The following is a 23,855-nucleotide window of genomic DNA, read 5'->3' on the forward strand; positions in this document are numbered from 1 at the left end:
CCCATGCTCCAGCGCCTGTGTCTCTACCTCTTCAACCTGTACTTCTACACCCTTTTCCTCCTGCTCTCGGCGATCGTGATTCCGCTGTTGACCCTGTATGTCGTCTGCCAGGCGCCGTTCTCTACGCGCCGCAGGACCATGAAGCGCTTCCGGGCGGGCATCCGCCGGTATGGCCGGGTGATCACGTCCCTGCCATACCCCCTGATCAGGCTCCACTACCACTGCCCGGAGAACGGCCAGCCGGAAGAGGCGTGCATCTTCGTCTGCAACCACCGCTCGGCCTCGGACGCGTTCCTGATGGCCGTGCTGCCCCATGAACTGGTGCAGATCGTCAATGTCTGGCCGTTCCGGATACCGGTGCTGGGCATCTACGCCAGGTGGGCCGGTTATCTGAACATCCGCATGATGCCACCGGAAGAGTTCATGCGGCGGGGCACGGCGTTGCTGAGAGACGGCGTGTCGCTGGTGTTCTTCCCCGAGGGGACCCGCTCCACCGGGCGTGACATGGGCAGCTTCCACGGTTCGGCCTTCAGGCTGGCCCTGGCCTCGGGGGCGCCGCTGGTGCCGCTGTGCATCTCGGGGAGCGAAACCGCCCCACCCAAGGGGTCGGCCCTTCTGCATCCCGGAACGGTCAGGATTCGTCAGATGGCGGCCATCACCCGCGACCAGTACCGGGGTATGACCCCCTTTGCCTTCAAGAACCGGGTCTGGAAAATCATGGGGCGCGAACTGGCGCTCATGGAGAACAGGGCATGACGCAGCACAACTTTCAGGGGATGGGGGAGGCGGAGTTCCTGGCGCCCGACCGGATCCGCCGGCTGCAGGAAGAACTGCTGGCCAGGCATCTCGCCCATGTGGCCAGCGCCTCTCCCTTCTACCGGCAGCGGTTCCGGGAGCAGGGGATCGACGCGAGCCGGGTCAGCCTGGAGAATCTGGCGCAGATCCCCTGTACCACCAAGGACCAGCTGGCCGAGCGCAACGACGACTTCCTGGCTGTGCCGATGTCCCAGGTCGTGGATATCGTCCTCTCCTCCGGCACCACCGGCAGGCCCACCACGGTGATGTACACGGAAAGCGATCTGGAGCGCCTGGCCTACAACGAGCGGATCTCCTTCGCCGGCTGCGGGCTGGGGCCGTCCGATGTGGTGCTGCTGACCTGCACCATGGACCGCTGCTTCGTGGCCGGGCTGGCCTATTTCAGCGGTGTCAGGAGCCTGGGGGCGGCGGCCATCAGGAACGGATTGAGCAGTGTGGAGAGCCACCTGGAGATCATCCGCAGGCTGAAGCCGACGGTGCTGGTGGGGGTGCCAAGCTTCCTGCACAAGCTGGGGCGCTTCCTGGAGAGCCAGGGGCTGGACCCGGCTTGCAGCGGGGTCGCCAGGCTGGTCTGCATCGGCGAGCCGGTGCGCGACCGGGCCATGAATTTCCTCAAGATCGGCGAGAATCTGGAGCGGTTGTGGGGCGCCCGGGTCTATTCCACCTATGCCTCGTCGGAGATCGTCACCAGCTTCTGTGAATGCACCGCCCAGGCCGGGGGGCACCTGCATCCCGACCTGGCGGTGGTGGAGATCGTCGACGAGCGGGGCGCAGCGCTCCCTGCGGGCGAGGTGGGCGAGGTGGTGGTCACCCCCCTGGGCACCCAGGGGATGCCGCTGGTTCGTTTCAGGACCGGCGACCTGAGCTTCCTGATGGACGAACCGTGCCGCTGCGGCCGCACCTCGCCGCGCCTGGGTCCGATCCTGGGGAGGAAGCAGCAGATGCTCAAGCTGCGCGGCACGACCATCTACCCCACCTCCATCAACGCGGTGCTGGACGCCTATCCCGGCATCAGCGAGTACTATGTGGCCGCATCCAGCGACAGCAACCTGTCCGACCGGGTCGAGGTCTTCGTGTCGGTCGGCGATCCCCGCTGTTCGGCCGAGAGGATCATGGACAAGCTGCAGGCTCATCTGCGTGTGCGACCCCAGGTGGTCATTGCCAGCGAGGAGCAGGTCAAAAGCCGGGTCTATCCCGGCAATGCCCGCAAGATGATCCGTTTCGTGGATACGAGAGAGAGACCATGACGAACTGTCCGGACAGAATCTACGGTTCCGAATTCACCCCCCGGGAGATAGCCGATGCCGTGCGCGATGGGCGCCTGCTCTCCATGGAGATCGAATTCAACCAGAACTGCAACTTCAGCTGCATCTACTGTTACGCCTCCCAGGCCAGCGCCAAACGCGACGACCTGACCAGGGATGAGTTCCTGGACATCATCGGTCAGGCTCGGGAACTGGGGGCGCGCAAGATCATCATCCTCGGCGGCGAGCCGACCCTCTACCCCCACCTGATGGAGATGGTCCGCCATATCCGCTCCACGGGGATGGATGTGGAGCTGTTCACCAACGGCGCCAATGTCACCCCGCAGCTGGCTCGGGAGCTGTTTGAGAACCGGGCCAGGGTCGTGCTTAAGATGAACACCCTGGACGAGAGCCTGCAGGACACCCTCTGCGGCCGCAAGGGGGCCCATACCCAGATCCAGGAGGCCTTCGCCAACCTGAAGCTGGCCGGCTACCCCTCGCCTGACTGCCCCTTGGGAGTCAGCTCCATCATCTGCCAGCAGAATGTGGAGGAGCTGCCCCGCATGTGGCAGTGGCTGCGCGACCAGGGCATCCTGCCCTATTTCGAGATGATGACCCCCCAAGGGGGCGCCCGTGAGCATAACATGCTGGAGCTGGACTCCCCCAGGGCGGAGGACTTCTTCAACCGCATCGCCGAGATCGACAGGACCGGCTACGGCATCCACTGGCAGCCCCAGCCCCCGCTGGTGGGGGGAGAGTGCCTGCGGCACCAGTACTCCTGCGCCGTCAACTCCCAGGGCTTTGTCCAGTCCTGCGTCGGCATTACCATCCCCATCGGCGACCTGCGCAGACAGAGCCTGCGGGAGGTGCTGCGCGACAGCGAGGTGGTGCAGGACCTGAAGAACTACCGGGACCTGATCAAGGGGCCCTGCGGCACGTGCGAGCAGCTGGACCACTGCTACGGCTGCCGCGGCAGCGCATACCAGCTTACCGGCGATTACCTGGCCTCCGACCCGCTTTGCTGGAAGAACAGCCAGCGTCGCGACGAGATCATGTTCCTGCCCATCGACGTGTCCCGCTTCATGCCGCACAAGCCGCCCATGCTGCTGGTGGACCGCCTGCTGGAGATCGGGGACAGGACCTCGCTGTGCGAGATGACCGTGCGCGGGGATATGATTTTCGTGGACGAAGACGGCAGGCTGGACGATGCCTCCTTTCCGGAGATCATCTCCCAGGCCGTGGCGGCCCAGGAGGGGTTCCGCAGGATCGCCAGCAGGAATCCGCTGCTGGAAGGCTTTCTGCTGGGAGTCAAGAAGCTGGAGGTCCTGGGGACGGCGCGGGTGGGGGACAGTCTGCGCATCTCCCTGTACAAGGCTTCCCGGTTCGGTGACTTCGGCATCCTGGAGGGTACGGTGATGAACGGCGACACGCTGATCGCCCGCGGTGAGATCAAGGTCTGGCAGAGCGGTTCCGGGGCGGGGAGTGGCGCATGAGGGAATCCGCGGCCATGAGAAGCGTGATGCTGATGCTTGCCTGCCTGCTGCTGGCGATCCCCGTCTCCGGTTCGGGGACGGCGCAGCCTGCGGATATGGCGCTCTTCCTGCGCGACCTGGGCAAGAAGGCGTCCAGCTTCAGGACCCTCAAGACCGACTTCACCCAGGAAAAGAAGATGGCCATGTTCCGGGAGAAGCTGGTCCTCAAGGGGCGCATCTATCTGCAGAAGCCCAACCGGGTCGCCTGGCACGTGGATTCTCCCCTGCGCTATTCGGTGCTGATCACGGACAGGCTGATCCGCCAGTGGGATGAGGAGACCAACCGGGTCCAGGAAGTCTCCCTGGCCAAAAATCCGGTCTTCCAGAACGTGCTCAGCCAGCTGACGGTCTGGTTCTCGGGGGAGTACGGCTCGCTCTTGGAGGCCAACGACGTGCGTGTGGTCAGCCGCCAGCCGCTGGCGATCGAGTTCATCCCCCGGCCCACCAACATCTCCCGCACGGTGATCAAGGCCATCACCATCACCTTCCGCGACGACCAGAAGTACCTGCAGCAGATCCGCATCCAGGAACTGAGCGGAGACCTGACCACCCTGCGCTTCCACAACACCATCATGAACGCGCCGCTGGACAGCCGCAGCTTCGAGGTCAAGGGGCGTGTTTGATTCCATCTTCTCCTGGCTGTACGGCCGCGTCCTGCACCACAGGAGAGTGGTCATCCTGCTGGTGCTGCTGCTCACCCTGGCCGCCGGAGCGGCGCTCTTTGTTGCCCGCTACGAGGGGAACATCGATCTGATGCTGCCTCCGGACCCCGAGATCGCCCGCAGCATGGACGTTCTCAGGGGATCCAGCTTCTCGGACAAGATGGTCGTCTCCCTTGCCCTGACCGATCCTTCCAAGACGAATAAGGAGCTCTTTCAGGCCGTGGACCAGCTGGCCTCGTCCCTGAAGCCGCCGCTGTTCATGAAAGTTGTGTCCGGCTTTTCACTGGCCACTGCCATGGATGAATTCTCCATCCTGCGCTATGCGCCCCAGGTGCTGGGGGAAGCTGATCTTGCGGTCATCGACGGTCAGATCAGGGAGGATGTGGTGTCCCGCAAGCTGCGGGACATCTATCTGCAGTCCTTCAGGCCGGAGAGCATCTTCACCTCGTCCCTCTCCCGCGGCGACCCCCTGGGGATCAAGCTGCTGCTGCTGGAAAAGATGCGGGCCCTGCCCGCCTCCATGGGGTACGACGTTTCCATCGAGGACGGGCACTTCATCAGCCGTGACGGCCGTCACTCCATGCTGATCATCCAGACCTCGGTCCCCATGATGGACAGCCCGGGAAGCAAGCGGCTGGTGGCGGCCCTCCAGGAGCGGATCAGGGAACTGCCCCCCTATGTCACAGCCGACATCATCAGCGGCCATCTCCACACGGTCAGCAACGAACGGGTGATCAAGCACGACATCGCCGTCGTCTCCATCATCGCCTCGGTAACCTTCCTGCTGCTCTTCCTGCTGCTCTTCCGCGACCCGCGGGTGCTGTTCGTGCTTATCATCCCGCTCATCGCCGTTGTCTGGGCGATCCCTTTGGCAACGGCCGTGGAGGGGCGGCTCTCGTTCATCGTGATCGGTTTCGGCACGGCCATAGCCGGTATTTCCGATTACGGCCTTGTGGTGTACATCGCCATGAAACGGGGCGTCGCCGTCGGCCAGATTGTCAAACTCGCCAGGCTGGTCACCGTGGATGCGGCCACCACCATGTTCAGCTTTCTGGTCCTGTATATTTCCGTGATCCGCGGCTACCATCAGCTGGCGCTCTTCTCCGGACTCTGCGTGGTGATCTGCCTGCTCCTGTCGCTGTTCCTCCTGCCGCCGCTCCTCTCCTGGAAGCGCTATCCCCTGGTTACGGACGCCACCATCGGTGACGGACTGGATCGGTTCCTCAAGCCGTGCCGGGCGAATGTGGTGGCCTGGGCCGTGCTGACCGGTGTGGCGCTCGTGCTCTCCTTTTCGGTGACCTTCGACAGCGACGTGAAGAAGCTGGATGGCTCCGAACCGGGGATCCTGGCGGCTGAACAGCGCTTCCATGATGTGTGGGGGGGCAAGGCCAACCAGGCCCTGTTCGTGGTCAGCGCCGCCAGCCTGGAACAGGCCATGGAGATCAACGACCGGGTCTACGGGGAGGTGGCCGGAACCCGGCTCAAGGGGGAGTTCACCAGCCTGGCACAGTTCTGGCCTTCCGCGAAAGTGCGCCAGGAGAACGTCCGGCGCTGGGAGGAATTCTGGTCCCAGGGGCGGGAGCAGAAGCTTCAAGAGCTGATCCGCCGGACGTCTGTATCCCAGGGCTTTTCCGAGAACGCCTTTGAACCCTTCTTCCAGGGACTGCATGCCTCACCCGGGGGGGAGGCGGTGACGGGCGGGGTGATCGGACAGCTGCAGGATCGATTTGTGTTGAGCAAAAACGGAGAATACCGTATCGTATCCTACTTTCCCGACCAGCGGGATTACATCGATGCGCTGAAACCGATCACGCAACGATACCCTGGCACGTTTGTCGTATCGGGGAGAGCGCTGTCAGAGTCCATATCCACCATTACCGGTCGTGAGATCAGGATCCTGGCGCCGCTGGCCATCCTGCTCAACGTCCTCTTGACCTGGCTGCTCTTCAGGGAGTGGAGATACACCCTGATCGCCCTGGTGCCGCTGGTTACCGGCATTGTCTGGCTGACCGGCATCATGGCGCTCCTGCACATTCCGCTGAATGTCATCAACATCGTGGCCGCCATCGTCTCCACCGGCGTGGTCGTGGACTACGGAAACGGCATGGCCTATGAGCATCGCCACAACCTGAACAGCGGAGCGCACCTGGCCGTGACCATGTCGGCGGCAACCAACGTCATCGGCTGCGGGGTGCTGCTGTTCGCCAGACACCCGGCGCTGTTCTCCACCGGCGTTGCCATGGCGATCAGCATGGTCAGCGGCTATCTCACCGCGCTGCTGGTGGTTCCCTCACTCTGCGCCATGGCGCGGGAGCGGGGAGGGGAGCCGTGATCAGGCTGATCTGTCTGCTGCTCGCCCTGCTGCTCATGGCCGGCTGCGGGGCTCAGGTTCCCTTTCGGGAGGTGCCGGCCCTCCCCCTGGGAGCGGCTGAGCCGGCCAGGGTGCTGGATGATTTCAAGGCCCGCCTGCCGGAGCGTTTTCAGCTGCTCAACTCGGTGGTGCTGGAGTATGCCGGCCTGTCCTTCATGGCTATCGGCTATCTGGACATGGACAGGAGCGACAACAGCTTTCAGGTGAGCTGCCTGAACCCCCTGGGGGTACGGCTGTTCGAGCTGTCCGGCGATCATGGCGCTATCACGGCCCGTTCGGTGCTGCCGCCACTCATGGGGTATGGCGACCTGCCCACCGCCGTGGGAACGGATATCGGCAGGATCTTCCTGGATCTGCTGCCGGCACCCCATGCCCAGGTCTGGAGGACAGGGAACAGTATCAGCTTCTGGCAGCCGGCCGGGGCGGGGCGCATGCAGTACCTCTTCGCCGGACCTGATCGGGACCTGCTGGAGAAGAACTACTATGAGGACAGCCAGATCCAGTGGGGCGTTTCCTACTACGAATACGTTGAACTGGCTGGAAAACGCTATCCCCGGGGGATCGTGCTGACCAACTACCAGCGCAATTACCGGCTGATAGTGCGACACAAGGAGTTGTATTCGTGAGCAGGATCAAGGCGGAAATCCAGCAGTGCATGAGCGGACCGGAAAGGGACGGCGCGACCATTGGCGCCCGTTTCCGCTTTCCAGCGGGATTCATCGGCTTCCAGGGGCATTTCCCCGGCAACAGCGTCCTGGCCGGTGCCTGCCAGATCCAGTGCGCCCTCACCGCCATGGAGAAGGGGCTGGGCAAGGCGGTCGCCCTGCGCGAGATCGTGCTGGCCAAGTTCGTGGCGCCGGTGCTGCCGGAGCAGGAGATAACCTGCCTGGTGAGCGATTGCGCCGACACCCCGGGGGAGTGGCTCTGCCGGGCCCGCATCACCAGGGGGGATGAACGGGTCGCCGAGCTCAGGCTGCGGGTCTGCCTGGTCGACGAAGCGGAAGGGCGGCGCGACCCATGAACATGCGCAGGAAGAGAACCTATTTCGAACGCACGGCCGGCTCTCCGCAGCCGATCAGGGTGGAGCTGGAGCGTCGCGTCCGCTTCAACGAGGCCGATCCCATGGGGATCATGTGGCACGGCAGGTACCCGCTGCTGTTCGAGGAGGCCTCCGAGGAACTGGGCAGGCGCTGCGGCCTCTCCTACGAGGAGTACCGCCAAGCCGGTCTCTACGCCCCGATCCTGTCGCTGCACATCGATTACTTCCAGCCGCTGCGCCTGGCCGAGCAGTTCAGGGTGGCCGCGTCCCTGGTCTGGCACGAGGGGGCGCGGCTGAACACCGAATTCCAGGTGCTGAAACAGGACGGGAGCCTGGCCACCAGCGGCTACACCATCCAGCTCTTTACCGACCAGCTGAGCGGTCAGCCCTGCATGGTCACGCCGGCCATGCTGGAGCGCTGCCGGAGCAGGTGGAAGGCGGGGGAGTTTCATCCATGCCCATGAAAGCCGTTGTTGTCGACTGCGATTGCCTGACCCCCTACGGCATGGGGAGCGATGCCTGCTGGCAGGGACTCCTGTCCGGGAGGTCGGCCATCACCAGGATTTCCCGCTTCGCCACCGGTGCCTTCATGTCCGACTACGCCGCCACGGTGGAAGGGCTTATCTACCACGGCGGGACATCGTTGGTCATGCAGATGATCGATCGCCTGTTTCGCTGCGCTGCCCCGGACATCCCGGCCGACAGCCGGCTCCTGCTGGCAACCACCAAGGGGGAGATCGACTTCCTGGAGATGAGCGTGCTCTCCGATAGCGGCGATGCCGGCGAGAGCTCCCTGGAGCGGCTGCTGGAGAAGGTCGCCCGGCGCAGCGGCGCCGGGGGGGGGAGTCTGCTGCTGTCGGCCGCCTGCACCTCGTCCTCGGCTGCAGCGGCGCGGGGCGCGGCCCTGATCAGGGATGGCCAGGCAGACTGCGTGCTGGTGGTGGCCTGCGACGCGGTCACGGAATTCGTCTTTTCCGGCTTCTCCTCGCTGATGGCGCTGGACAGGGAGCCCGCCCGTCCCTTCGACAAGAACCGCGCCGGACTGAGCGTGGGGGAGGCGGCCGCCTACATGCTGATCATGAGCGAAGAACGGGCCCAACGGGAGAAGCGCGCCATCCTGGCCGAACTGGCCGGCTGGGGGTTGAGCGACGATGCCAACCACATGACCGGGCCGAGCCGGGAAAGCGAGGGGATGATCCGCGCCATAGAGGTTGCGCTCCGCTCCGCCGGCCTGGGAGAGGAACGCATCGGTTTCATCTCCGCCCACGGCACCGGCACCCCCTACAACGACGCCATGGAGATGCGCGCCTTCCGCGCCCTGTTCGGCGCACAGAAGCGGCCGGTCTACTCAATCAAGGGGGGGATCGGCCACACCATGGGGGCAGCCGGTCTGGTGGAGCTGATCATGGCTGCCAGGGCATTGAGCGAGCAGCAGGTTCCCCCCACGCTGAACCTGGAGCAGGCGAGTGACGATGCCAGGGGGTGGGTCTCCGCCCAGCCGCAAGGACTGGAGGCGGCCGGCTATGCCCTGGTGACCAATGCCGGCTTCAGCGGCGTGAACACCGCCCTGGTGCTGGGGAACGGGGGCCTGTCATGAGAATCCAGGTGACCGGCGCCGGATGGGTGACAGAGTCGGCATACGGCAGCGTTGCGAGCGGGGAGGAGCGGCGTTTCGCCGAGGGGGAGGGAGTAGTTTCCCTGTCGCGCTCGGGGCTCTTCTCCCACCCCTTCAGGAACTTCGCCCGGCTGGACCTGTTGTCCAAGATGACCGTCTGTGCCGTGGCCTTGGCCCTGGGGGACGCGGCCATCGCCTACTCTGCGCTGGAAAAGCAGGCCATCGGCATCCTGGGCAGCAGCAGCCAGGGGGCCCTGGCCTCCGATCTGGCCTATTTCAGCGACTACGTTCGCAACGGCCGCACTCTGTCGCGGGCCAACCTGTTCATCTATACCCTCCCCTCCAGCCCCCTGGGCGAAGCTGCCATACACTTCGGCCTCGTGGGGCCGCTCCTGTACGCAGGGGGAGGGCAGGGGGCGGCCGGCACGATCCTGGACATGGCCGCCGCCATGCTGGCGGCTGGCGAGGCTGATCATATGCTGGTGGGCCGGGCCGATCCCGGGGAGGCCCTGTACCTTGTGCTTGAACGGGATCGGGGAGGTCGTGGAATCTGCTCCCTGGCCGAGGCGCGGGCAATCGTCGATTCAGTACCTGATGTGGCTGGCATGGTGCAGGAACTATTACTCGTGAAGGATACAGAGGGCGAACCGTGAAGATAAAATTGATCTATCCCAAATGGCCCAAGCTGGACCGGCAGACCGACTTCAACCTGCCGCCCCATGGCCCGGTCTGTTTCGCGGCCACGGTTCCGGCGGACGTGGACTTGAGCTTTACCGACGAGCATGTGGAGCCGATCGATTTCGACGAGCATGCTGACCTGGTGGCCATCTCCTGCATGCTGACCTGCCAGATGCCCCGCGGCTGGGAGATCGCCGACATCTACCGTGCCAAGGGGATCCCGGTGATCTTCGGTGGTATCGGCACCATGCTGCATGCCCAGGAGACCATGACCCACGCCGATTCCGTCTTTCTGGGCGAGGCCGAGGGACGTTTCCATCAGGTGCTGACCGACCTGAACAACGGGGGGATGCAGAAGGTCTACGATTACCAGAACGACCTCCCCGACATCGGCCTGGTCGGTCCGGCGCGGCGGGAGATCCTCAACCGTGAACTGTACAACTACCGGGGCATGCAGATGGTGGACCTGGTGCACGCCTCCCGCGGTTGCCGCTTCACCTGCTTCCCCTGCTGCACGCCGTTTTTGGGGGGGACCAGATTCCGGCCGCGCTCCCTGGACGACGTCATCGCCGAGGTGGCTTCAATAGAGAACAACCGCCTGTTCTTCGTGGATAACTCCATGTCCCAGGACGACCAGTGGGAAAAGGATCTGTTCAAGGCCCTGATTCCGCTCAAGAAGAAGTGGGTTTGCCACCCGATCAAGGACAACGACGAGATCCTGGACCTGGCCGCCGAAGCCGGCTGCTGGTACGTCTACCAGGCCATCTTCGACACCTCCGACCATATCCGCAACCGGGTCAAGCGCCTGCAGGAGCGGGGCATCGGCGTGGAGGGGACCATCATCCTGGGCACCGACGAGCAGGACGAGGAGTACATCAAGCGGCTGGTGGATTTCCTGCTGGAGATCAACCTGGATCTGGCGGAGTTCACCATCCTGACCCCCTTCCCGCATACGCCGATCCGCGAGACCCTGGAAAAGGAGGGGCGCATCCTCTCCAACGACTGGCTGCGCTACACCGGCGGAGAAGTGGTCTTCCAGCCGGCGCGCATGACCCCGTCGAAACTTCAGGATCTCTATTATTACGCCTGGGACCGCTTCTACAGCGACAGCAGCCAGAATCTGAAGATGGCCAAGCTGTTTCTCAAGGTGATGGAAAAGGAGAAGGCAGATGGAACATATCGCCATACCAGCCCCCGGCGCAGGAAGTGGGAGCGGAACGTGGAACGGGAGATTGTATAGGTGAAGGTGTTGATGATTTCGGCAAATGTGACGCTCTACCCCTATCCCGTCTACCCCCTGGGCATGAGCATGGTGGCGGCGGCCCTCAGCGGGGCGGGACACGAGGTCCAGCAGCTGGATTACCTGCAACAGGAGCGCTCCCTGGAGTCCGTGCTTGAGGAAGTGAAACGTTTTCAGCCCGGCATGATCGGCATCTCGGTGCGCAACATCGACAACGTGAACCTGCTGAACACCGAGTACTACATCCATAACGTCAAAAACATGGTGGATGCCATCAGGACGGTGAGCGATGCCCGCATCGTGCTGGGCGGAGCCGGCTTCTCCCTGATCCCTGAGCAGATCCTGGAGGAAACCGGCGCCGATTTCGGCGTGATCGGCGAGGGCGAGCAGCTAATGGTTGCGTTCGCCGACGGCGCGGAGCGGGGAATCTACCCCCAGAAACGGTTGCTGGGGCCGGCGTCGCCCCTGTCCGGCGACGATATTGGCTCGGCGCTCTACGACGAGGGGCTGACCCGCTTCTACCTGCAGAGCGGCAACATCGCCTCGATCCAGACCAAGCGGGGCTGCAGCCACCACTGCGTCTACTGCACCTATCCGCTGCTGGAGGGTTCGTGCCTGCGCAGCCGCGACCCGGTGAAGGTGGTGGACGACATCGAACTTTTGCGCGACAAGCACGGCACCGGCTACATCTTCTTCGTGGACTCGGTGTTCAATGACGATTCGGGTATCTACCTGGGGGTGGTGGACGAGATGCTGCACCGCAAGGTCAACATCCCCTGGACCGGCTACATCAAGCCGGGGAACCTGAACGACGAGATCGTGGAGCGCATGAAGAGCACCGGATTCGCCTCCGCCGAAGTCGGCTCCGACGCGGCCTGCGACAGCACCCTGGCTCGCATGGGCAAGGACTTCACCTTCGCCGACATCCGGGAGTGCAACGATCTGCTGACGCGGCACGGCATCGCCACCTGTCACTTCTTCATGTTCGGCGGCCCGGGGGAGACCGAGGAGACGGTTAAGGAGGGGATCGCCAACATCTTGAGCCTGAAGAAGTGCGTCATCTTCATCTTCATGGGTATCCGCCTGCTGCCCAACACTCCGCTGGCCAAAATCGCTGTCCGGGAAGGGGTGATCGACTCGGAGAGCGACATGCTGCAGCCGGTGTACTACATCGCGCCCAACCTGGACAGGGACTGGCTGGAACGGACCCTGACCGAGGCCTTCGCCGGGGTTCGCCACTGCCTGTTCCCCCCCGACTGCATGGACAATTGTCTGAACGTGTTGCACAAGCTGGGCTATAGCGGTCCCATGTGGGATCTGCTCACCAAGGAAAAACCGCGCAGAAGGGGCGCCCATGCCGCGGCCTAGCCCGCTTCCGGCAGAGAAGCTCTGGTGCGCGGTGCCGGTGTACAACAACCGGGAGACCCTGCGGCGGGTGGTGGAGGGGTGCCGCGCCATCCTGGACAACGTGGTGGTGGTGGATGACGGCAGCACGGACGCGGATGTGGGCCTGCTCCTCTCCGGCCTGGACGTGACGCTCCTGCGCCATGGCCATAACCAGGGCAAGGGACGCGCCATCCTGACCGCCTCGCGCTTCGTGGAGCAGCAGGGGGGCGAGTACATGGTCACCGTCGACGCCGATGGGCAGCACCTGCCCATGGACATCCCGCGTTTCCTGCCGCTGCTGGAGCCGGGGGGAACGGCCCTGGTCATCGGCTGCCGGGATTTTTCCACCGACAACGTCCCCTTCTCCAGTCGCTTTGGCCGCTCCTTCGCCAATTTCTGGCTGCTGGTGGAAACCGGCCAGGTGGTGGGGGACTGCCAGAGCGGATTCCGCGCCTATCCGGTTCACTATCTCAACCAACTGGAGTTCAAGGGGGCGCACTACGACTTCGAGGCCGAGGTGCTGGCCAGGGCGGCCTGGGCCGGCCTGGAACTGGTCTGCGTGGATATCGACGTGATCTACCCCCGGCCGGAGGAGCGGGTCTCCAGCTTCAGGCCGTTTCTGGACAACCTGCGGCTGAGCGGGATGCATTCCCTGCTGGTTGGCCGGCGCATGCTCCCCCTCGGGCACAGACGGCTGGTGCCGCGCAGCCCCAGCCCATTCCCCTCCCTCTGGCGCCATCCGGCCCGGGTGCTGGGGATGCTGCTGAAGGAGAGCGCCACTCCCCAGGGGCTGGCACTGTCGGCGGCGGTGGGCATGTTCATCGCCGTGCTGCCGATCCTGTTCATGCATTCGATCGTCATCTTCTACGTCTCCCTGCGCCTGAACCTGAACAAGATCGTGACGCTCAATGTCCAGCATCTGGCCATGCCCCCCCTGATGCCGGCGCTCTGCATCGAGACCGGCTACTACCTGCGCCACGGCCGCTGGCTGACCGACCTCTCCTTTGCCACGGTGTTCCGGCAGTTCTCATCGCGCCTCCTGGAGTGGTTCATCGGTTCCCTGATCGTGGCCCCCGTGGCTGCCCTGCTCTGCGGCGGGCTCATGTACCTGGTGGCCGCCACGGTCCGCAAGGTGAGGAGAGCCCATGGGGCGAAACAGGGCTGTTGAGCGCAGGCGGGGAAACCGGCTCGGTTTCTGGTTCTTCCGCACGGCGGTGAGGCTGTTCGGCCTGGGGGGCGCCTACGGCTTCCTCTACTTCGTCGGCCTGTACTATCTGGTCGTGGACCGCGGCCTGGTGAAGGCCACCCTGGCCTATGTGCGCCGGCGCTTCCCCGGCCATGGCCCGTTGCGCAGGCTGCTGGACGTCTACCTGCTCTTCGTCAGCCAGGGGAAGAACCTGATCGACCGTTTCGCGCTGGCGGCCGGCTACTCGGACATCTCCCTGGATATCAGGGGCTTCGACGAGCTGAAGCAACTCTACTCCGCAGGCGGCAAGGGCTTCATCCTGCTGACCGCCCATGTGGGCAACTGGCAGGCGGCCATGACGGCGCTCCATGGCATCGGCAGGACCGTGCACCTGATGATGCGGCCCGAGGACAACCAGGCGGTCAAACAGACTCTGAACATCGACGGTGGGGGGGCGAAGGTCAAGATTATCTACACCGACGACTCCCTGGCAGGGGCGATCCAGGCCGTCAAGGTGCTGGAACAGGGGGATCTGGTCTCCATCATGGGGGACAGGGTCTACGGCTTCAGTTCGGCCGAAGCGACCTTTCTGGGTGACCGGGTCTGCTTTCCCCATGGCGCCTTCACCCTTGCCGCTGCCGTGCAGTGCCCGGTGGTGGTGCTCCTCTCCGCCAAGGTGGGGACAAAGAAATATGTCGTCGACGTCAGCCACGTCATCCCGCCGCCGGCCGGCGGCCGGAGAAGGAAGGACGCCGCCATGGGGGAGGCGTTGCAGCAATTCGCGGATGTGCTGGAGCAGTTCGTTCGCGAGCACCCCTACCAGTGGTTTGTGTTTCGCGATATCTGGACGTCCAATGAGTGATCGCTATTTTTGATGAGGAGAGTGCTATGGAAGACAAGGAACGAGAGCTTCAGAAAATTCGCAAGGATCTCAAGGAGATGATCGCCCGGGACCTGGCGTTGGAGGACATTACCCCCGAGGAGATCGGCGACGACGAGATCCTGTTCGGCGACGGCCTTGGCCTGGATTCCCTGGACGCGGTGGAGATCGTGGTCCTCTTGCAGCGCAATTTCGGTGTCGAGATCAAGAACATGGACCAGGGGAGGGAGATCTTCTACTCCATCGATACCATCGCCAACTACGTCTACGAGAATCGGGGCAAGCAGCCCTGAGCCAGCGTGCCGAACATAGGCTGCGTCTGCTCATGCTCGTTCTGTGCGCCGCCCTGTTGGCCGCCTGCGCCGGCAGCCGCCCGCCTGTCCCGGCAACGGGCCCCATGCCGCTGGTGACCTTCGTGCTGGACGACGGCAACGACACCGACTTTCTGCTGGGCAGGAGGATCTTCGCCGAACAGGGGGCCGTTGCCTGCAGCGCCGTGACCACTGACCTGATCAACACCCCCTTTCACATGACTCCTGAGCAGATCAGGGGGCTTGAGGAGGCCGGATGGGAGATCATGAGCCACACCGTCTCCCACCCCCACCTGCCGTTTCTGTCCCCGGCCGAGCTGGAGCATGAGCTGTCGCGCTCCAAGGCGGTACTGGAAGGATTGGGGGTGAGGGTCACCAACATCGTCTACCCTTTCAACAGCAACAACAGTGAGGTGAGGAGTGCGGCGGCCAGGCACTACCGTTCCGGCAGGGGGGGGGGAGCGAGTTCAACGTCGGGAACATCGACCGCTCTTTACTCACGTCATTCTCCCTCAACCATGACCTGCCCCGGATGAAGAGCCACATCGACCGTGCCCATGCCGAGCGCTCCTGGCTGATCTTCTACTACCACGAGATCGACACCAAGCAGAAGATAACGGAGAAACGGGGCAGTTTCCAGCAGGGGGAGACGGTGCGCCTGAGCCCCTCGGGGGCCGTGGCCCGCTACACAACCACCCACTGGTTCCCGATCTACGGCTATCACCTGTATCTGGTCCCCCTTTCCGGCACCCCCCAGGCGGGCGACCTGATCACCGGGACCGTCAGCGGCGCCACCGCCCGCATCGATTACACCATCTACGACGATATCGCCCAGCTGGGGGATATGCTGCGCTATATCCGGGACAGCTATCCGGACATGCGTATCGTCACCATCGACCAGGGGCTTGACCTGCTGGGGATTCCGAACTTTGTGCTTGGGCAGCAGCCCGGACGCACGGGGAAAACGACATGCACGGAACCGACATGCTCATAACGGGATTGGGCGTGGTCTCGTCCGCCGGCAACGGCTGCAGCGAGACCCTTGATTCCTTTGTACGGCTGGAACGCAACGCCGGACCGGTCACCCTCTTTCCCACGGCCATGGAGTATCCGGTCTTCGAGGTCAGGGGGATGCCGCAACCGTATTGCCTCCAGGGGATGCGCACCCTCGGCCTGACCCTGATGGCCCTGGACCAGGCCCTGGAGGATGCCGGCCTGGACGACCTGTCCGGCCGACGCGTGGGGGTCTGTCTGGGGACCACGGTGGCCAGCCAGCTGAACGACCTGGGGTTCTACGCCAGCTACCGCAGCCAGGGCTCGGCGCCTCTGACAGCGGTCGACCGCTTCCTCAAGGGGAACCTGGCCGAATGCGTAGCCCGCCGGGTCGGCGCACGCGGCCCGGTCCTGACCGTGGTCAACGCCTGCTCCTCGGGGAGCGATGCCATCGGCGTGGCTCTCTCCTGGTTGAAGGGGGGGCTGTGCGACCTGGTCATCGCCGGCGGAGCCGACGAGCTGAACCATGTGCCCTACTGCGGCTTCAACTCCCTGGGCATCCTCAATCCGGGGCTCTGCGCCCCCTTTGACCGTGACCGCCGGGGGCTGAACCTGGGGGAAGGGGCCGGGATCATGGTCCTGGAGCAGGAACGGCACGCCCGCATGCGGGGGAAGAGCTGCCAGCTCTTCCTGGCCGGATACGGCTCCATGGCCGATGCCTATCACCTGACCGCCCCGCGCCCCGATGGCGCCGGCCTGAGGGCGGCGCTGCACATGGCCCTGGCCGAGGCTGGCATCGAACCCCGGCAGGTGGCCTTCGTCAATGCCCATGGCACCGGCACCCAGGACAATGACCTGGTGGAGGGGACGGTTATCAAGGATCTTTTCGGAGCCGGGCTGAAGCTGCTCTCAACCAAGGGGTACACCGGCCACACCCTGGGGGCAGCCGGCGGCCTGGAGGCGGTGTTCAGCGCCTTGGCGCTGCGGGAAGGGTGGATACCGGCCAGCGCCGGATTCGTGAACCGGGACGAGGCCATTCCCCTGGTGCCGGTGCGGGAAAAGAGCGCCATCAGCGGATGCTATGCGGTCTCCACTTCCCTGGCCTTCGGGGGGAACAACGCGGCCATCGTCCTGGGGCGGGGAGGGAAACCATGAACATCCTCGGTATCGGCTCTGTTTTCAGCCGGGGAGCGGGAGTCCCGGCCCTGGAGGATGCCCTGCTCTCCGGCTGGCAGGCGCCGTCACGGGTGGAGGACCCCCGGGCGGAGAGCGGGTTTCGCCCGGCCTATCTGGTGGATCTGGCCGCGGTCCCGGACCGCACGCTGCTGAAGAAGCTCCGCAGGGCCGACAAACTGAGCAAAATGTGCGTGCTGGCCGCCGCCGGAGCCTTGGCTGACAGCGCCATTCCTGACCTGGCTGACAAGCGCATCGGCATCATCCTGGCCACCGCCTTCGGCGCCCAGGTGACCACCTTTGATTTCCTGGACGGCATCCTGGATTTCGGCGATGCCCATGCCTCGCCCACCACCTTCTCCAACTCGGTGCACAACGCGGCCGCCTCCTATGTCTCGTCGTCCCTGAACATCCAGGGGCCGACCCTGACGGTGACCCAGTTCCGCTTCTCGTTCCAGTCCGCGCTCCAACTGGCCCGCACCTGGCTGGACCAGGGACGCTGCGACTACCTGCTGGTGGGGGGGGCGGACCAGTACGGCGACGTGCTGGGCTATGTGGCCGACCGGAAGCTGCATACGGCCGGGGATGGCAGGATCACCCCCTTTGTCTTCAACCCGGCCCGTCAGGTGCCGGGGGAGGGGGCGCTCTTCCTGCTTTTGGGCAGGGAGACGACCGAAAACGCCTACTGCGCCATGGACGGCGTGTACGTCAGCGACGACCCGGCCCGGGATCGGGCGGTGGACATGAACATCATCGAGGCCGACGGCATGCTGGCGGACGAATCGGGGTACCTCTCCTCCCTTGATCCCCGCATCCCCACCACGGCCTACTCTCCGCTGTTCGGCAGCATGCTGGTGGGAGGCGCCTTCAATCTGGCCGCCGGCGCCCTGATGCTGAAGCGGCAGACCAGCTTCGCGCCGCCGGTGACGGACAACCCCCGTGGCCTGAAGCTGGTGGCTGGGACCGCCGCGGCTTCCATCGCTTCGATCCGTTCACTCGGCCTGAACTGTTACGGCGAGGCCTCAGCCGTCTATCTGACGCGGCTGCCCTAACCGGGGGCGGCTGCGGAAGCCAGCTCTTCTCCAGCGGTCCCGTGGCTTTGCCCGATAACCACCATACCCCGTTAGAGCCTTGCGCACGAGGCTGGGGACGCTTTTTACCCACACCCTGCCCGTCAGGGGGGAGACGAATTTACGAGCCCTGCATGGGGGCGACCACCAGAGGTGCTTCTCTATGACCGTTGAAGAAATTGAAAAAAAACTGATCCAGGGTATCGCATCCATTACCGGCTGCGATCTGGCCGCCATCTCTCCCCATTCCCCCTTCCACGAGCTGGGGCTGGACTCCTTCGGTTTCGTCGAGACCCTGGTCTTCATCGAAGAAACCTTCAAGTTGAAGCTGATCTCCACGGAACTGACCAGGCAGGATTTCGAGAGCATCCACCTGCTGGCGCAGCTGATCGCCAGAAAACAGTGAACCCCTGATCCCCATGCTGGAGTCTCCACGCAAGCGCTACCTGTCCGGCTCGGACTGGGTGATCGCCGCCCTGGACCATCAGCTCAGGTCCACCACCAGCGCGGGCAATACCTGCCAGGTGGGGCTGCTTCTGGATGGTCAGCTGGACCAGGACCTCTTCAGGAGGGAGCTCAGGCGCTTCACCTGCCGCTTTCCGGTGCTGCAGGGGCGCGTCCGGCGAGACTTGAGGCTGACTCCCTACTGGAGCATCCCCCCCGGGTTGAGGGAGGATATCCCGGTGCAGGTGTCCCGGATCGCCGATCTCACCCGCAGCGGGGAGCTGCTGGCGCTGCTCAGCCACGCCGCCGATATCCCCTTCCGGGACGAACGCGAGCACCTGGCATTCCATATTGTCGATGACGGCCGCAGGAGCGCCCTGGTCATGCGTTTCGACCATCGCCTGTTCGATGCCCGCGGCGCGGAATCCTTTCTCGATAGCTTCCGCTTGAGCCTTGGCCAGGAGGATCTTCCCTCAACCCCGATCAGTTTCCGCTCGTCGGCGGAGCTGAGCCACTGGAACAGGAAGTTTCGGGCCGGCAGAAACGTCAACCGCCGGATCATCGCCCTCTCCCGCTCCACGCCGCTGAGCCTGCCCCTTCCTCCCGGAAGGGACAGAGGCTTCGGCTACCGCCTGCTCTGTTTCGACCGGCACGAGACGGACGCCATTTTCCACAGGGCCGATCACATGGCAGGCTATTTGATGGAGTCCTCGTTCTTCCTGGCCGCCATCACGGCCAGCCTGCACGGGCTGTTCGTTTCCCGTTCCGCCCCGGGGGAGAGCTATCTGGTGCCGGTTACCACTGATCTCGGTTCGGCCCGGGGTGTGGAGCGGGAGCTGTTCTTCAACCACTCTTCCTATCTCTTCTACCAGGTTCCGGCGCAGCTGGCCGGGGACATGGTGGCCCTGGTGGCCCTGTTCAAACAGCAGATGTACGACCAGATCAAGTCCGGCTTTCCCCGCGACCTGGCCGAGGCCACCCTGCTGAGCCGCATCGCGCCGCTCCCCCTGATGGGAAAGCTGATGCATCTCCCCCTGGAGGGGAAGCTGGCCAGCTATGTCTTCTCCCATGTGGGCAGGAGCTCCTTCCTCGGGACGGAGTTCATGGGGTGCCGGGTGGACAACATCCTGCATCTGCCGCGGGTGCCCGCTCCGCCCGGCCTGGGGGTCTTCGGCTGCCTGTATGACGGGCGCCTGACCCTGACCATAGCCCATCTGGATGGCCTGCTGGAGCAGGGGGAGCTGGACCTGCTGGAGGCCGCCATCCGCCGGAATATGGGGGCGGAGCCGTCGTGACGCTGCTGGTAAAATCGTGCAGGGGGGAATTGCTGCCGTTGATCCGATTGGCGGCTGCACCTGGCTCCCAATCCCCGCCCGTCCAGGGAGGGGAGCTGTATTACCTAACAGTTGAGGGGGGATGCTGGTGACCTGCAGGGCTCTGAAAACCGCCGGCTGGCTGGCAATGGCAAGCGCCTTTGCCTCCATTCCGCTGACATACGCCTCCTTCCGGCTGGATGGCGGCGCCGATCCGGTCACCAACGCTATCCAGATCGCTATTCAGTTGGTCGGGATGACGCTGTTTGTTGCCATCACCCTGTTGCTCAGGAGGCTGCTCAACGCCAGGTTCGGATTCCATGACGCGGACAGGAGCATCGACCTGATGGTCATGGCGAATGTGGTGGCCTCCATTGCCTCTGTCGTGGCGCTCTGCTTCCCGCAGTGGAAGGAAATGTTGGGGGGTGCATCCCTCGTGATCGTGGTCTTCCAGGGGATAGTGCAGGTTCGATTCGGCCTTCGGCTGCTCAGGCTGCAGGATGACCTGGACGGGATGCTGCGCCCCTTCTGCTATCTGAATGTGGCAACCGGTGTCTGCATCGCCTCGCTCGTGCTGATTGTCGTCGGGGTAGTGGTGAGCGCCATAGCCGACCTGATGCTGGGGACGATATTCTTTCACCTAGCCAAACTGGAGCGGGAACCGGATTCCCGCGGGACCGGCGCACAGCCATAGAGATTGGCACTGTTCGTTGCCCCAAGCCTGCGCAAGAAAGTGAATCCATAATGCCGAAAAAACGTGACGCAGCCCGCGCCAACCTGGAAACCCTGTACCGGATCTTCACCGTACCCGAGGCGCCCGATTCGACCCTGGGCGCCATCGACCAGGCGATTGCCGACGATGTAATCGGTTTTTTGCAGACCCATATCGTTGCCGTGGAGCACGACCTGGAAGAGATCGAGGCCTACTACTCCTCCCCTGTCATCCCGGAAGAGCCGACCTATGTCTCCGAATATACGGAATTCGTCAAACGGAACCTGGTGGCCCAGTCGGTGCATACCGCCGCCCCCGGCTTTGTGGGCCACATGACCTCGGCGCTCCCCTACTTCATGCTTCCCCTGGCGCGGCTGATGACCGCCCTCAACCAGAACCTGGTCAAGGTGGAGACCTCCAAGGCCTTTACCCCCATGGAACGGCAGGTTCTGGCCATGCTCCACCGCCTGGTCTATCGCCGGCCGGACGACTTCTATCCCCCCTGGATTCACAACAGCCAGCATGCCTTGGGCGCTTTCTGTTCCGGCGGCACCATTGCCAACGTTACGGCGCTCTGGGTGGCGCGCAACCGCCTCTTCGCCCCCAGCAGGACCTTTGGCGGCATTGCCCGGGAAGGGCTGTTCCGCGCCCTGAAACATCACGGCTGCGACGGGATCGCCGTGCTCGTCTCCGAGCGGGGACACTACTCCTTCGGCAAGGCCACCGACCTGCTGGGCTTCGGCCGGGACAACCTGATCAAGGTGAAGACCGACGGCCATAACCGCATCGACCTGAAGCTGCTCAGGGAAGAGTACCGGCGTCTGCGGGACCGCAACATCCTTCCGCTGGCGCTGGTGGGCATTGCCGGGACCACCGAAACCGGCAACGTGGACCCGCTGGAGGCCATGGCGGATTTCGCCCAGGAGATCGGCTGTCATTTTCACGTGGATGCCGCCTGGGGCGGACCGACCCTCTTTTCCGACCGTTACCGCTCCCTGCTGGCCGGCATAGAGCGGGCCGATTCGGTGACCATCGACGGCCACAAGCAGCTGTATGTGCCCATGGGGGCGGGGATGGTGGTGTTCAAGGACCCGACTGCCCAGTCGGCCATAGAGCACCACGCCAACTACATCCTGCGCCGCGGTTCCAAGGACCTGGGCAGCCACACCCTGGAGGGGTCGCGGCCCGGGATGGCCATGCTGGTTCATGCCGGTTTTTGCATCATCGGTCGCAAGGGGTACGAGCTGCTCATCGACAGGGGGATCGAGCGGGCGCGGACCTTTGCCGAGATGGTCCGCAGCCATCCCGATTTCGAGCTGACCAGCGAGCCGGAGCTGAACATCCTTACCTACCGCTTCAGTCCGGCCAAGGTTCAGCAGGCCCTGGCGCGAGCAACGGATGAACAGCGCCCCTACATCAACGCGCTCCTGGACCAGGTTAACCAGCAGCTGCAGAAGCACCAGCGGGAAGCGGGCAAGACCTTCGTCTCCCGAACCCGTCTCTGCGTGGGGCCTCGCCAGGAGGAGTTCACCGTGCTGCGGGCCGTGCTGGCCAACCCGCTGACCACCGATGAGATCATGGAGGCGATTCTGGCCGAACAGTGCGAGATCGCGCGCACGCCTGAGATTCAGGCGCTGCTCAGGCAGATAGAGCGGCGCTGTGCAGGTGGGGAGCGGGACGAGCCGCTCCAACTCCAGGACTACCCCGGTGAGTTGGACGAGCTGGACGAGTCGTAGGGGAAGCGCAGAGGGTGGGTGCCGGCACATACCGAAAGCTAATTTTCAGCTGGGCTGAATTCAACGCTCCCCCCTTTTCAAAAGGGTGACTTTGCACGGCAGTGGCGCTGGCTGATAGAATTGTAACGAATCAAAGTAACGAGATGCACAGTCTGTCAAGATCATCACAGAGTCTATGGAACACGATTACCTGGAAAAGCTGAAACAGACCCATCCCACCCTGCGGCTCCTGACAGCCGACAACTTCCCTCTCATAAAGGTAATACCGCAGCCACTTTTTGTACTCCGCATGAATGGCAGCGTCGATTCCCCGCGTATTGAGATGCGCAACATATCCGGTAAACACAGCATTCGGAATAAGTAGCATGCCAATCTCCTTTGACATTGTTTTTACTTCAGAATATATTGCCCACTAATTAACCCGTGCCTATATTGTGTTGCATATCAAGATCACCAACTGAGCCAGGAACGTTCCAGGGAATGGTATCCTGGGGGATGGCCAGAAAACTTTTTTGCATGCCATGTGGCGTGTTGGTCGGTTTGATTTTATATATATTTTAGTAACTTGAGTAAATAATGTTTTATGTTTTACGCAGTGGCATCCAGATCTGGTGGGATGTTGACCAGGTCTGATCAATAAGGAGTTGCAAGCTAAAAGGACAACAAAGAAATGAATAAAATTCCTTGCATACAATGTGGAGTAATGATTTTGGCGTCTACCGCTGAAAAGACTGGTGGTCTCTGCACGCCATGCAAGACTGGAACTCGTGAGTCATTGGAGGAGTCGCGCCAATGGAATAAGAACCGCAGGGATCAGCTAGCCAAGGCGGAAAGCGAGCGGGAACCTATCGAGGTATTGAGAAAGTCGGGACACAAAATGCAGTTTCATCACTACCATGGCCTAGAAGATCCTGCATATGAAATATTTCGCGCGGCTCTGGACACCGTCTATGACAAAGGAAATGGTAAAAATGAACACATTGAACGACTCTCAAAGGAATGCCGCCTTGTGTATTTGCTTTGGTGTTTTGACGGAGAAATTCACAATGGGGGCTTTGACCAGCTTTTTACCAACTCTCTCGGTAATCACTGCTTAGAAATACTGCAAGATCTTGATGTTATCGGAGCAAAGAAGTCCTACGATTTACTGCGAATAGCGCTAAGTTGGTTCCCAAACTCCTCACCTTCGACAAACCGTCGAGAACGGTGGACTCAATATGAACTGTTCTCAGAACAGCAGAAATACCAAACTGACATGGACCGGCTTGATAAGGAGTTTTACAAGGATGAAGACAAATTGGCTAACTTGATTTGCGATTACGTTATGCACCACGGGTCAGCATTCATAGTCGAAAGTGATGGGCAGCTGTAACAAAGAGTGATGTCCAACTTGCGGCGACAGCGGTCTCCGCTGACGCTCCGCCGCTGGCGCCTTGGGACGTTAAATGAGGAGG

Annotated in this window: 25 protein-coding genes; 24 read left to right on the forward strand and 1 reads right to left on the reverse strand. The window is 63.1% G+C overall.

The annotated features are described in order from the left end of the window. The first annotated feature begins 3 nt into the window (after positions 1-3). From PPRO_RS19315 to panP, 23 genes are all read left to right on the forward strand, one after another. Positions 4-756: a lysophospholipid acyltransferase family protein gene (locus tag PPRO_RS19315; RefSeq protein ID WP_011734847.1), complete on the forward strand. Its 753-nt coding sequence runs from the start codon at positions 4-6 to the stop codon at positions 754-756. Then, positions 753-2,063, forward strand: coding sequence for a phenylacetate--CoA ligase family protein (locus PPRO_RS04465; protein WP_011734848.1), 1,311 nt, complete (start codon positions 753-755; stop codon positions 2,061-2,063). The genes PPRO_RS19315 and PPRO_RS04465 overlap by 4 nt, the downstream gene beginning before the upstream one ends. After that, positions 2,060-3,553 carry a radical SAM protein gene (locus PPRO_RS04470; RefSeq protein ID WP_011734849.1) on the forward strand — a complete coding sequence of 498 codons (1,494 nt, stop codon included), beginning with the start codon at positions 2,060-2,062 and terminating at the stop codon, positions 3,551-3,553. The genes PPRO_RS04465 and PPRO_RS04470 overlap by 4 nt, the downstream gene beginning before the upstream one ends. Then, positions 3,550-4,215, forward strand: a complete 666-nt coding sequence (locus tag PPRO_RS04475; protein WP_011734850.1) for a LolA family protein — start codon at positions 3,550-3,552, stop codon at positions 4,213-4,215. The genes PPRO_RS04470 and PPRO_RS04475 overlap by 4 nt, the downstream gene beginning before the upstream one ends. Beyond that, entirely contained in the window at positions 4,208-6,586 is a 2,379-nt protein-coding gene (locus tag PPRO_RS04480) for an MMPL family transporter (RefSeq protein ID WP_011734851.1), read from the forward strand. Before PPRO_RS04475 ends, PPRO_RS04480 begins: the two co-directional genes overlap by 8 nt. Then, positions 6,583-7,251, forward strand: coding sequence for a DUF3261 domain-containing protein (locus PPRO_RS04485; RefSeq protein WP_011734852.1), 669 nt, complete (start codon positions 6,583-6,585; stop codon positions 7,249-7,251). Before PPRO_RS04480 ends, PPRO_RS04485 begins: the two co-directional genes overlap by 4 nt. Then, the gene (locus tag PPRO_RS04490; protein ID WP_011734853.1) at positions 7,248-7,646 is read left to right on the forward strand and encodes a hypothetical protein; all 399 of its coding nucleotides are present in this window, start codon (positions 7,248-7,250) and stop codon (positions 7,644-7,646) included. Before PPRO_RS04485 ends, PPRO_RS04490 begins: the two co-directional genes overlap by 4 nt. Next, the gene (locus PPRO_RS04495; RefSeq protein WP_011734854.1) at positions 7,643-8,128 is read left to right on the forward strand and encodes an acyl-CoA thioesterase; all 486 of its coding nucleotides are present in this window, start codon (positions 7,643-7,645) and stop codon (positions 8,126-8,128) included. Before PPRO_RS04490 ends, PPRO_RS04495 begins: the two co-directional genes overlap by 4 nt. Next, a complete protein-coding gene (locus PPRO_RS04500) occupies positions 8,119-9,261 on the forward strand; it encodes a beta-ketoacyl synthase N-terminal-like domain-containing protein (RefSeq protein WP_011734855.1) in 1,143 nt (380 codons plus the stop codon). Before PPRO_RS04495 ends, PPRO_RS04500 begins: the two co-directional genes overlap by 10 nt. Then, positions 9,258-9,932, forward strand: coding sequence for a beta-ketoacyl synthase N-terminal-like domain-containing protein (locus tag PPRO_RS04505; protein WP_011734856.1), 675 nt, complete (start codon positions 9,258-9,260; stop codon positions 9,930-9,932). The genes PPRO_RS04500 and PPRO_RS04505 overlap by 4 nt, the downstream gene beginning before the upstream one ends. Beyond that, positions 9,929-11,197 (forward strand): B12-binding domain-containing radical SAM protein, encoded by a 1,269-nt coding sequence (locus PPRO_RS04510; RefSeq protein ID WP_011734857.1) that lies wholly within the window; start codon positions 9,929-9,931, stop codon positions 11,195-11,197. The genes PPRO_RS04505 and PPRO_RS04510 overlap by 4 nt, the downstream gene beginning before the upstream one ends. Before the next feature lie 12 nt (positions 11,198-11,209). Continuing rightward, positions 11,210-12,565 carry a lipid biosynthesis B12-binding/radical SAM protein gene (locus tag PPRO_RS04515; protein WP_011734858.1) on the forward strand — a complete coding sequence of 452 codons (1,356 nt, stop codon included), beginning with the start codon at positions 11,210-11,212 and terminating at the stop codon, positions 12,563-12,565. Continuing rightward, the gene (locus tag PPRO_RS04520) at positions 12,552-13,751 is read left to right on the forward strand and encodes a DUF2062 domain-containing protein (RefSeq protein WP_011734859.1); all 1,200 of its coding nucleotides are present in this window, start codon (positions 12,552-12,554) and stop codon (positions 13,749-13,751) included. The genes PPRO_RS04515 and PPRO_RS04520 overlap by 14 nt, the downstream gene beginning before the upstream one ends. Continuing rightward, a complete protein-coding gene (locus PPRO_RS04525; protein ID WP_011734860.1) occupies positions 13,729-14,631 on the forward strand; it encodes an LpxL/LpxP family acyltransferase in 903 nt (300 codons plus the stop codon). Before PPRO_RS04520 ends, PPRO_RS04525 begins: the two co-directional genes overlap by 23 nt. Before the next feature lie 26 nt (positions 14,632-14,657). Beyond that, a complete protein-coding gene (locus tag PPRO_RS04530) occupies positions 14,658-14,942 on the forward strand; it encodes a phosphopantetheine-binding protein (protein WP_011734861.1) in 285 nt (94 codons plus the stop codon). A gap of 32 nt (positions 14,943-14,974) precedes the next feature. Continuing rightward, on the forward strand, positions 14,975-15,496 hold the full coding sequence (locus PPRO_RS19320; RefSeq protein WP_011734862.1) for a polysaccharide deacetylase family protein: 522 nt from the start codon (positions 14,975-14,977) through the stop codon (positions 15,494-15,496). Then, on the forward strand, positions 15,493-15,954 hold the full coding sequence (locus PPRO_RS04540) for a hypothetical protein (protein ID WP_011734863.1): 462 nt from the start codon (positions 15,493-15,495) through the stop codon (positions 15,952-15,954). The genes PPRO_RS19320 and PPRO_RS04540 overlap by 4 nt, the downstream gene beginning before the upstream one ends. Then, complete coding sequence (locus PPRO_RS04545; protein WP_011734864.1) at positions 15,930-17,108, forward strand: beta-ketoacyl-[acyl-carrier-protein] synthase family protein; 1,179 nt, start codon at positions 15,930-15,932, stop codon at positions 17,106-17,108. Before PPRO_RS04540 ends, PPRO_RS04545 begins: the two co-directional genes overlap by 25 nt. Beyond that, positions 17,105-18,178 (forward strand): beta-ketoacyl synthase N-terminal-like domain-containing protein, encoded by a 1,074-nt coding sequence (locus PPRO_RS19325; RefSeq protein WP_011734865.1) that lies wholly within the window; start codon positions 17,105-17,107, stop codon positions 18,176-18,178. Before PPRO_RS04545 ends, PPRO_RS19325 begins: the two co-directional genes overlap by 4 nt. Before the next feature lie 181 nt (positions 18,179-18,359). Beyond that, complete coding sequence (locus tag PPRO_RS04555) at positions 18,360-18,602, forward strand: acyl carrier protein (RefSeq protein WP_011734866.1); 243 nt, start codon at positions 18,360-18,362, stop codon at positions 18,600-18,602. 13 nt (positions 18,603-18,615) lie between these two features. Further along, complete coding sequence (locus tag PPRO_RS04560) at positions 18,616-19,935, forward strand: hypothetical protein (RefSeq protein WP_011734867.1); 1,320 nt, start codon at positions 18,616-18,618, stop codon at positions 19,933-19,935. A 127-nt stretch (positions 19,936-20,062) separates the two neighbouring features. Beyond that, complete coding sequence (locus PPRO_RS04565; protein WP_157039933.1) at positions 20,063-20,647, forward strand: hypothetical protein; 585 nt, start codon at positions 20,063-20,065, stop codon at positions 20,645-20,647. Positions 20,648-20,697: 50 nt separating this feature from the next. Then, positions 20,698-22,401 carry a pyridoxal-dependent aspartate 1-decarboxylase PanP gene (gene panP / locus PPRO_RS04570; RefSeq protein WP_011734869.1) on the forward strand — a complete coding sequence of 568 codons (1,704 nt, stop codon included), beginning with the start codon at positions 20,698-20,700 and terminating at the stop codon, positions 22,399-22,401. Positions 22,402-22,531: 130 nt separating this feature from the next. Here the strand turns inward: panP and PPRO_RS04575 are convergent, their stop codons facing one another. Beyond that, positions 22,532-22,768, reverse strand: coding sequence for a hypothetical protein (locus PPRO_RS04575; protein ID WP_041532128.1), 237 nt, complete (start codon positions 22,766-22,768; stop codon positions 22,532-22,534). Between the two features lie 303 nt (positions 22,769-23,071). Between PPRO_RS04575 and PPRO_RS04580 the strand changes: the two genes are divergently transcribed. After that, complete coding sequence (locus PPRO_RS04580; RefSeq protein WP_011734872.1) at positions 23,072-23,773, forward strand: DMP19 family protein; 702 nt, start codon at positions 23,072-23,074, stop codon at positions 23,771-23,773. Positions 23,774-23,855 lie beyond the last annotated feature (82 nt).

Origin of the sequence: Pelobacter propionicus DSM 2379 (assembly GCF_000015045.1) — a bacterium.
In the GTDB taxonomy this organism is placed as follows: domain Bacteria; phylum Desulfobacterota; class Desulfuromonadia; order Geobacterales; family Pseudopelobacteraceae; genus Pseudopelobacter; species Pseudopelobacter propionicus.

Bases quoted from the DNA above. Each gene is read 5' to 3' on its own strand.
- PPRO_RS04580 (WP_011734872.1), top strand. From the start codon at position 23,072: ATGAATAAAATTCCTTGCATACAATGTGGAGTAATGATTTTGGCGTCT.
- PPRO_RS19325 (WP_011734865.1), top strand. From the start codon at position 17,105: ATGAACATCCTCGGTATCGGCTCTGTTTTCAGCCGGGGAGCGGGAGTC.
- PPRO_RS04465 (WP_011734848.1), top strand. From the start codon at position 753: ATGACGCAGCACAACTTTCAGGGGATGGGGGAGGCGGAGTTCCTGGCG.
- PPRO_RS04545 (WP_011734864.1), top strand. From the start codon at position 15,930: ATGCACGGAACCGACATGCTCATAACGGGATTGGGCGTGGTCTCGTCC.
- PPRO_RS19315 (WP_011734847.1), top strand. From the start codon at position 4: ATGCTCCAGCGCCTGTGTCTCTACCTCTTCAACCTGTACTTCTACACC.
- PPRO_RS04515 (WP_011734858.1), top strand. From the start codon at position 11,210: ATGATTTCGGCAAATGTGACGCTCTACCCCTATCCCGTCTACCCCCTG.
- PPRO_RS04540 (WP_011734863.1), top strand. From the start codon at position 15,493: ATGAAGAGCCACATCGACCGTGCCCATGCCGAGCGCTCCTGGCTGATC.
- PPRO_RS04575 (WP_041532128.1), bottom strand. From the start codon at position 22,768: ATGCTACTTATTCCGAATGCTGTGTTTACCGGATATGTTGCGCATCTC.
- PPRO_RS19320 (WP_011734862.1), top strand. From the start codon at position 14,975: ATGCTCGTTCTGTGCGCCGCCCTGTTGGCCGCCTGCGCCGGCAGCCGC.
- PPRO_RS04475 (WP_011734850.1), top strand. From the start codon at position 3,550: ATGAGGGAATCCGCGGCCATGAGAAGCGTGATGCTGATGCTTGCCTGC.
- PPRO_RS04520 (WP_011734859.1), top strand. From the start codon at position 12,552: ATGCCGCGGCCTAGCCCGCTTCCGGCAGAGAAGCTCTGGTGCGCGGTG.
- PPRO_RS04555 (WP_011734866.1), top strand. From the start codon at position 18,360: ATGACCGTTGAAGAAATTGAAAAAAAACTGATCCAGGGTATCGCATCC.
- PPRO_RS04525 (WP_011734860.1), top strand. From the start codon at position 13,729: ATGGGGCGAAACAGGGCTGTTGAGCGCAGGCGGGGAAACCGGCTCGGT.
- PPRO_RS04505 (WP_011734856.1), top strand. From the start codon at position 9,258: ATGAGAATCCAGGTGACCGGCGCCGGATGGGTGACAGAGTCGGCATAC.
- PPRO_RS04495 (WP_011734854.1), top strand. From the start codon at position 7,643: ATGAACATGCGCAGGAAGAGAACCTATTTCGAACGCACGGCCGGCTCT.
- PPRO_RS04530 (WP_011734861.1), top strand. From the start codon at position 14,658: ATGGAAGACAAGGAACGAGAGCTTCAGAAAATTCGCAAGGATCTCAAG.
- panP (WP_011734869.1), top strand. From the start codon at position 20,698: ATGCCGAAAAAACGTGACGCAGCCCGCGCCAACCTGGAAACCCTGTAC.
- PPRO_RS04470 (WP_011734849.1), top strand. From the start codon at position 2,060: ATGACGAACTGTCCGGACAGAATCTACGGTTCCGAATTCACCCCCCGG.
- PPRO_RS04560 (WP_011734867.1), top strand. From the start codon at position 18,616: ATGCTGGAGTCTCCACGCAAGCGCTACCTGTCCGGCTCGGACTGGGTG.
- PPRO_RS04500 (WP_011734855.1), top strand. From the start codon at position 8,119: ATGCCCATGAAAGCCGTTGTTGTCGACTGCGATTGCCTGACCCCCTAC.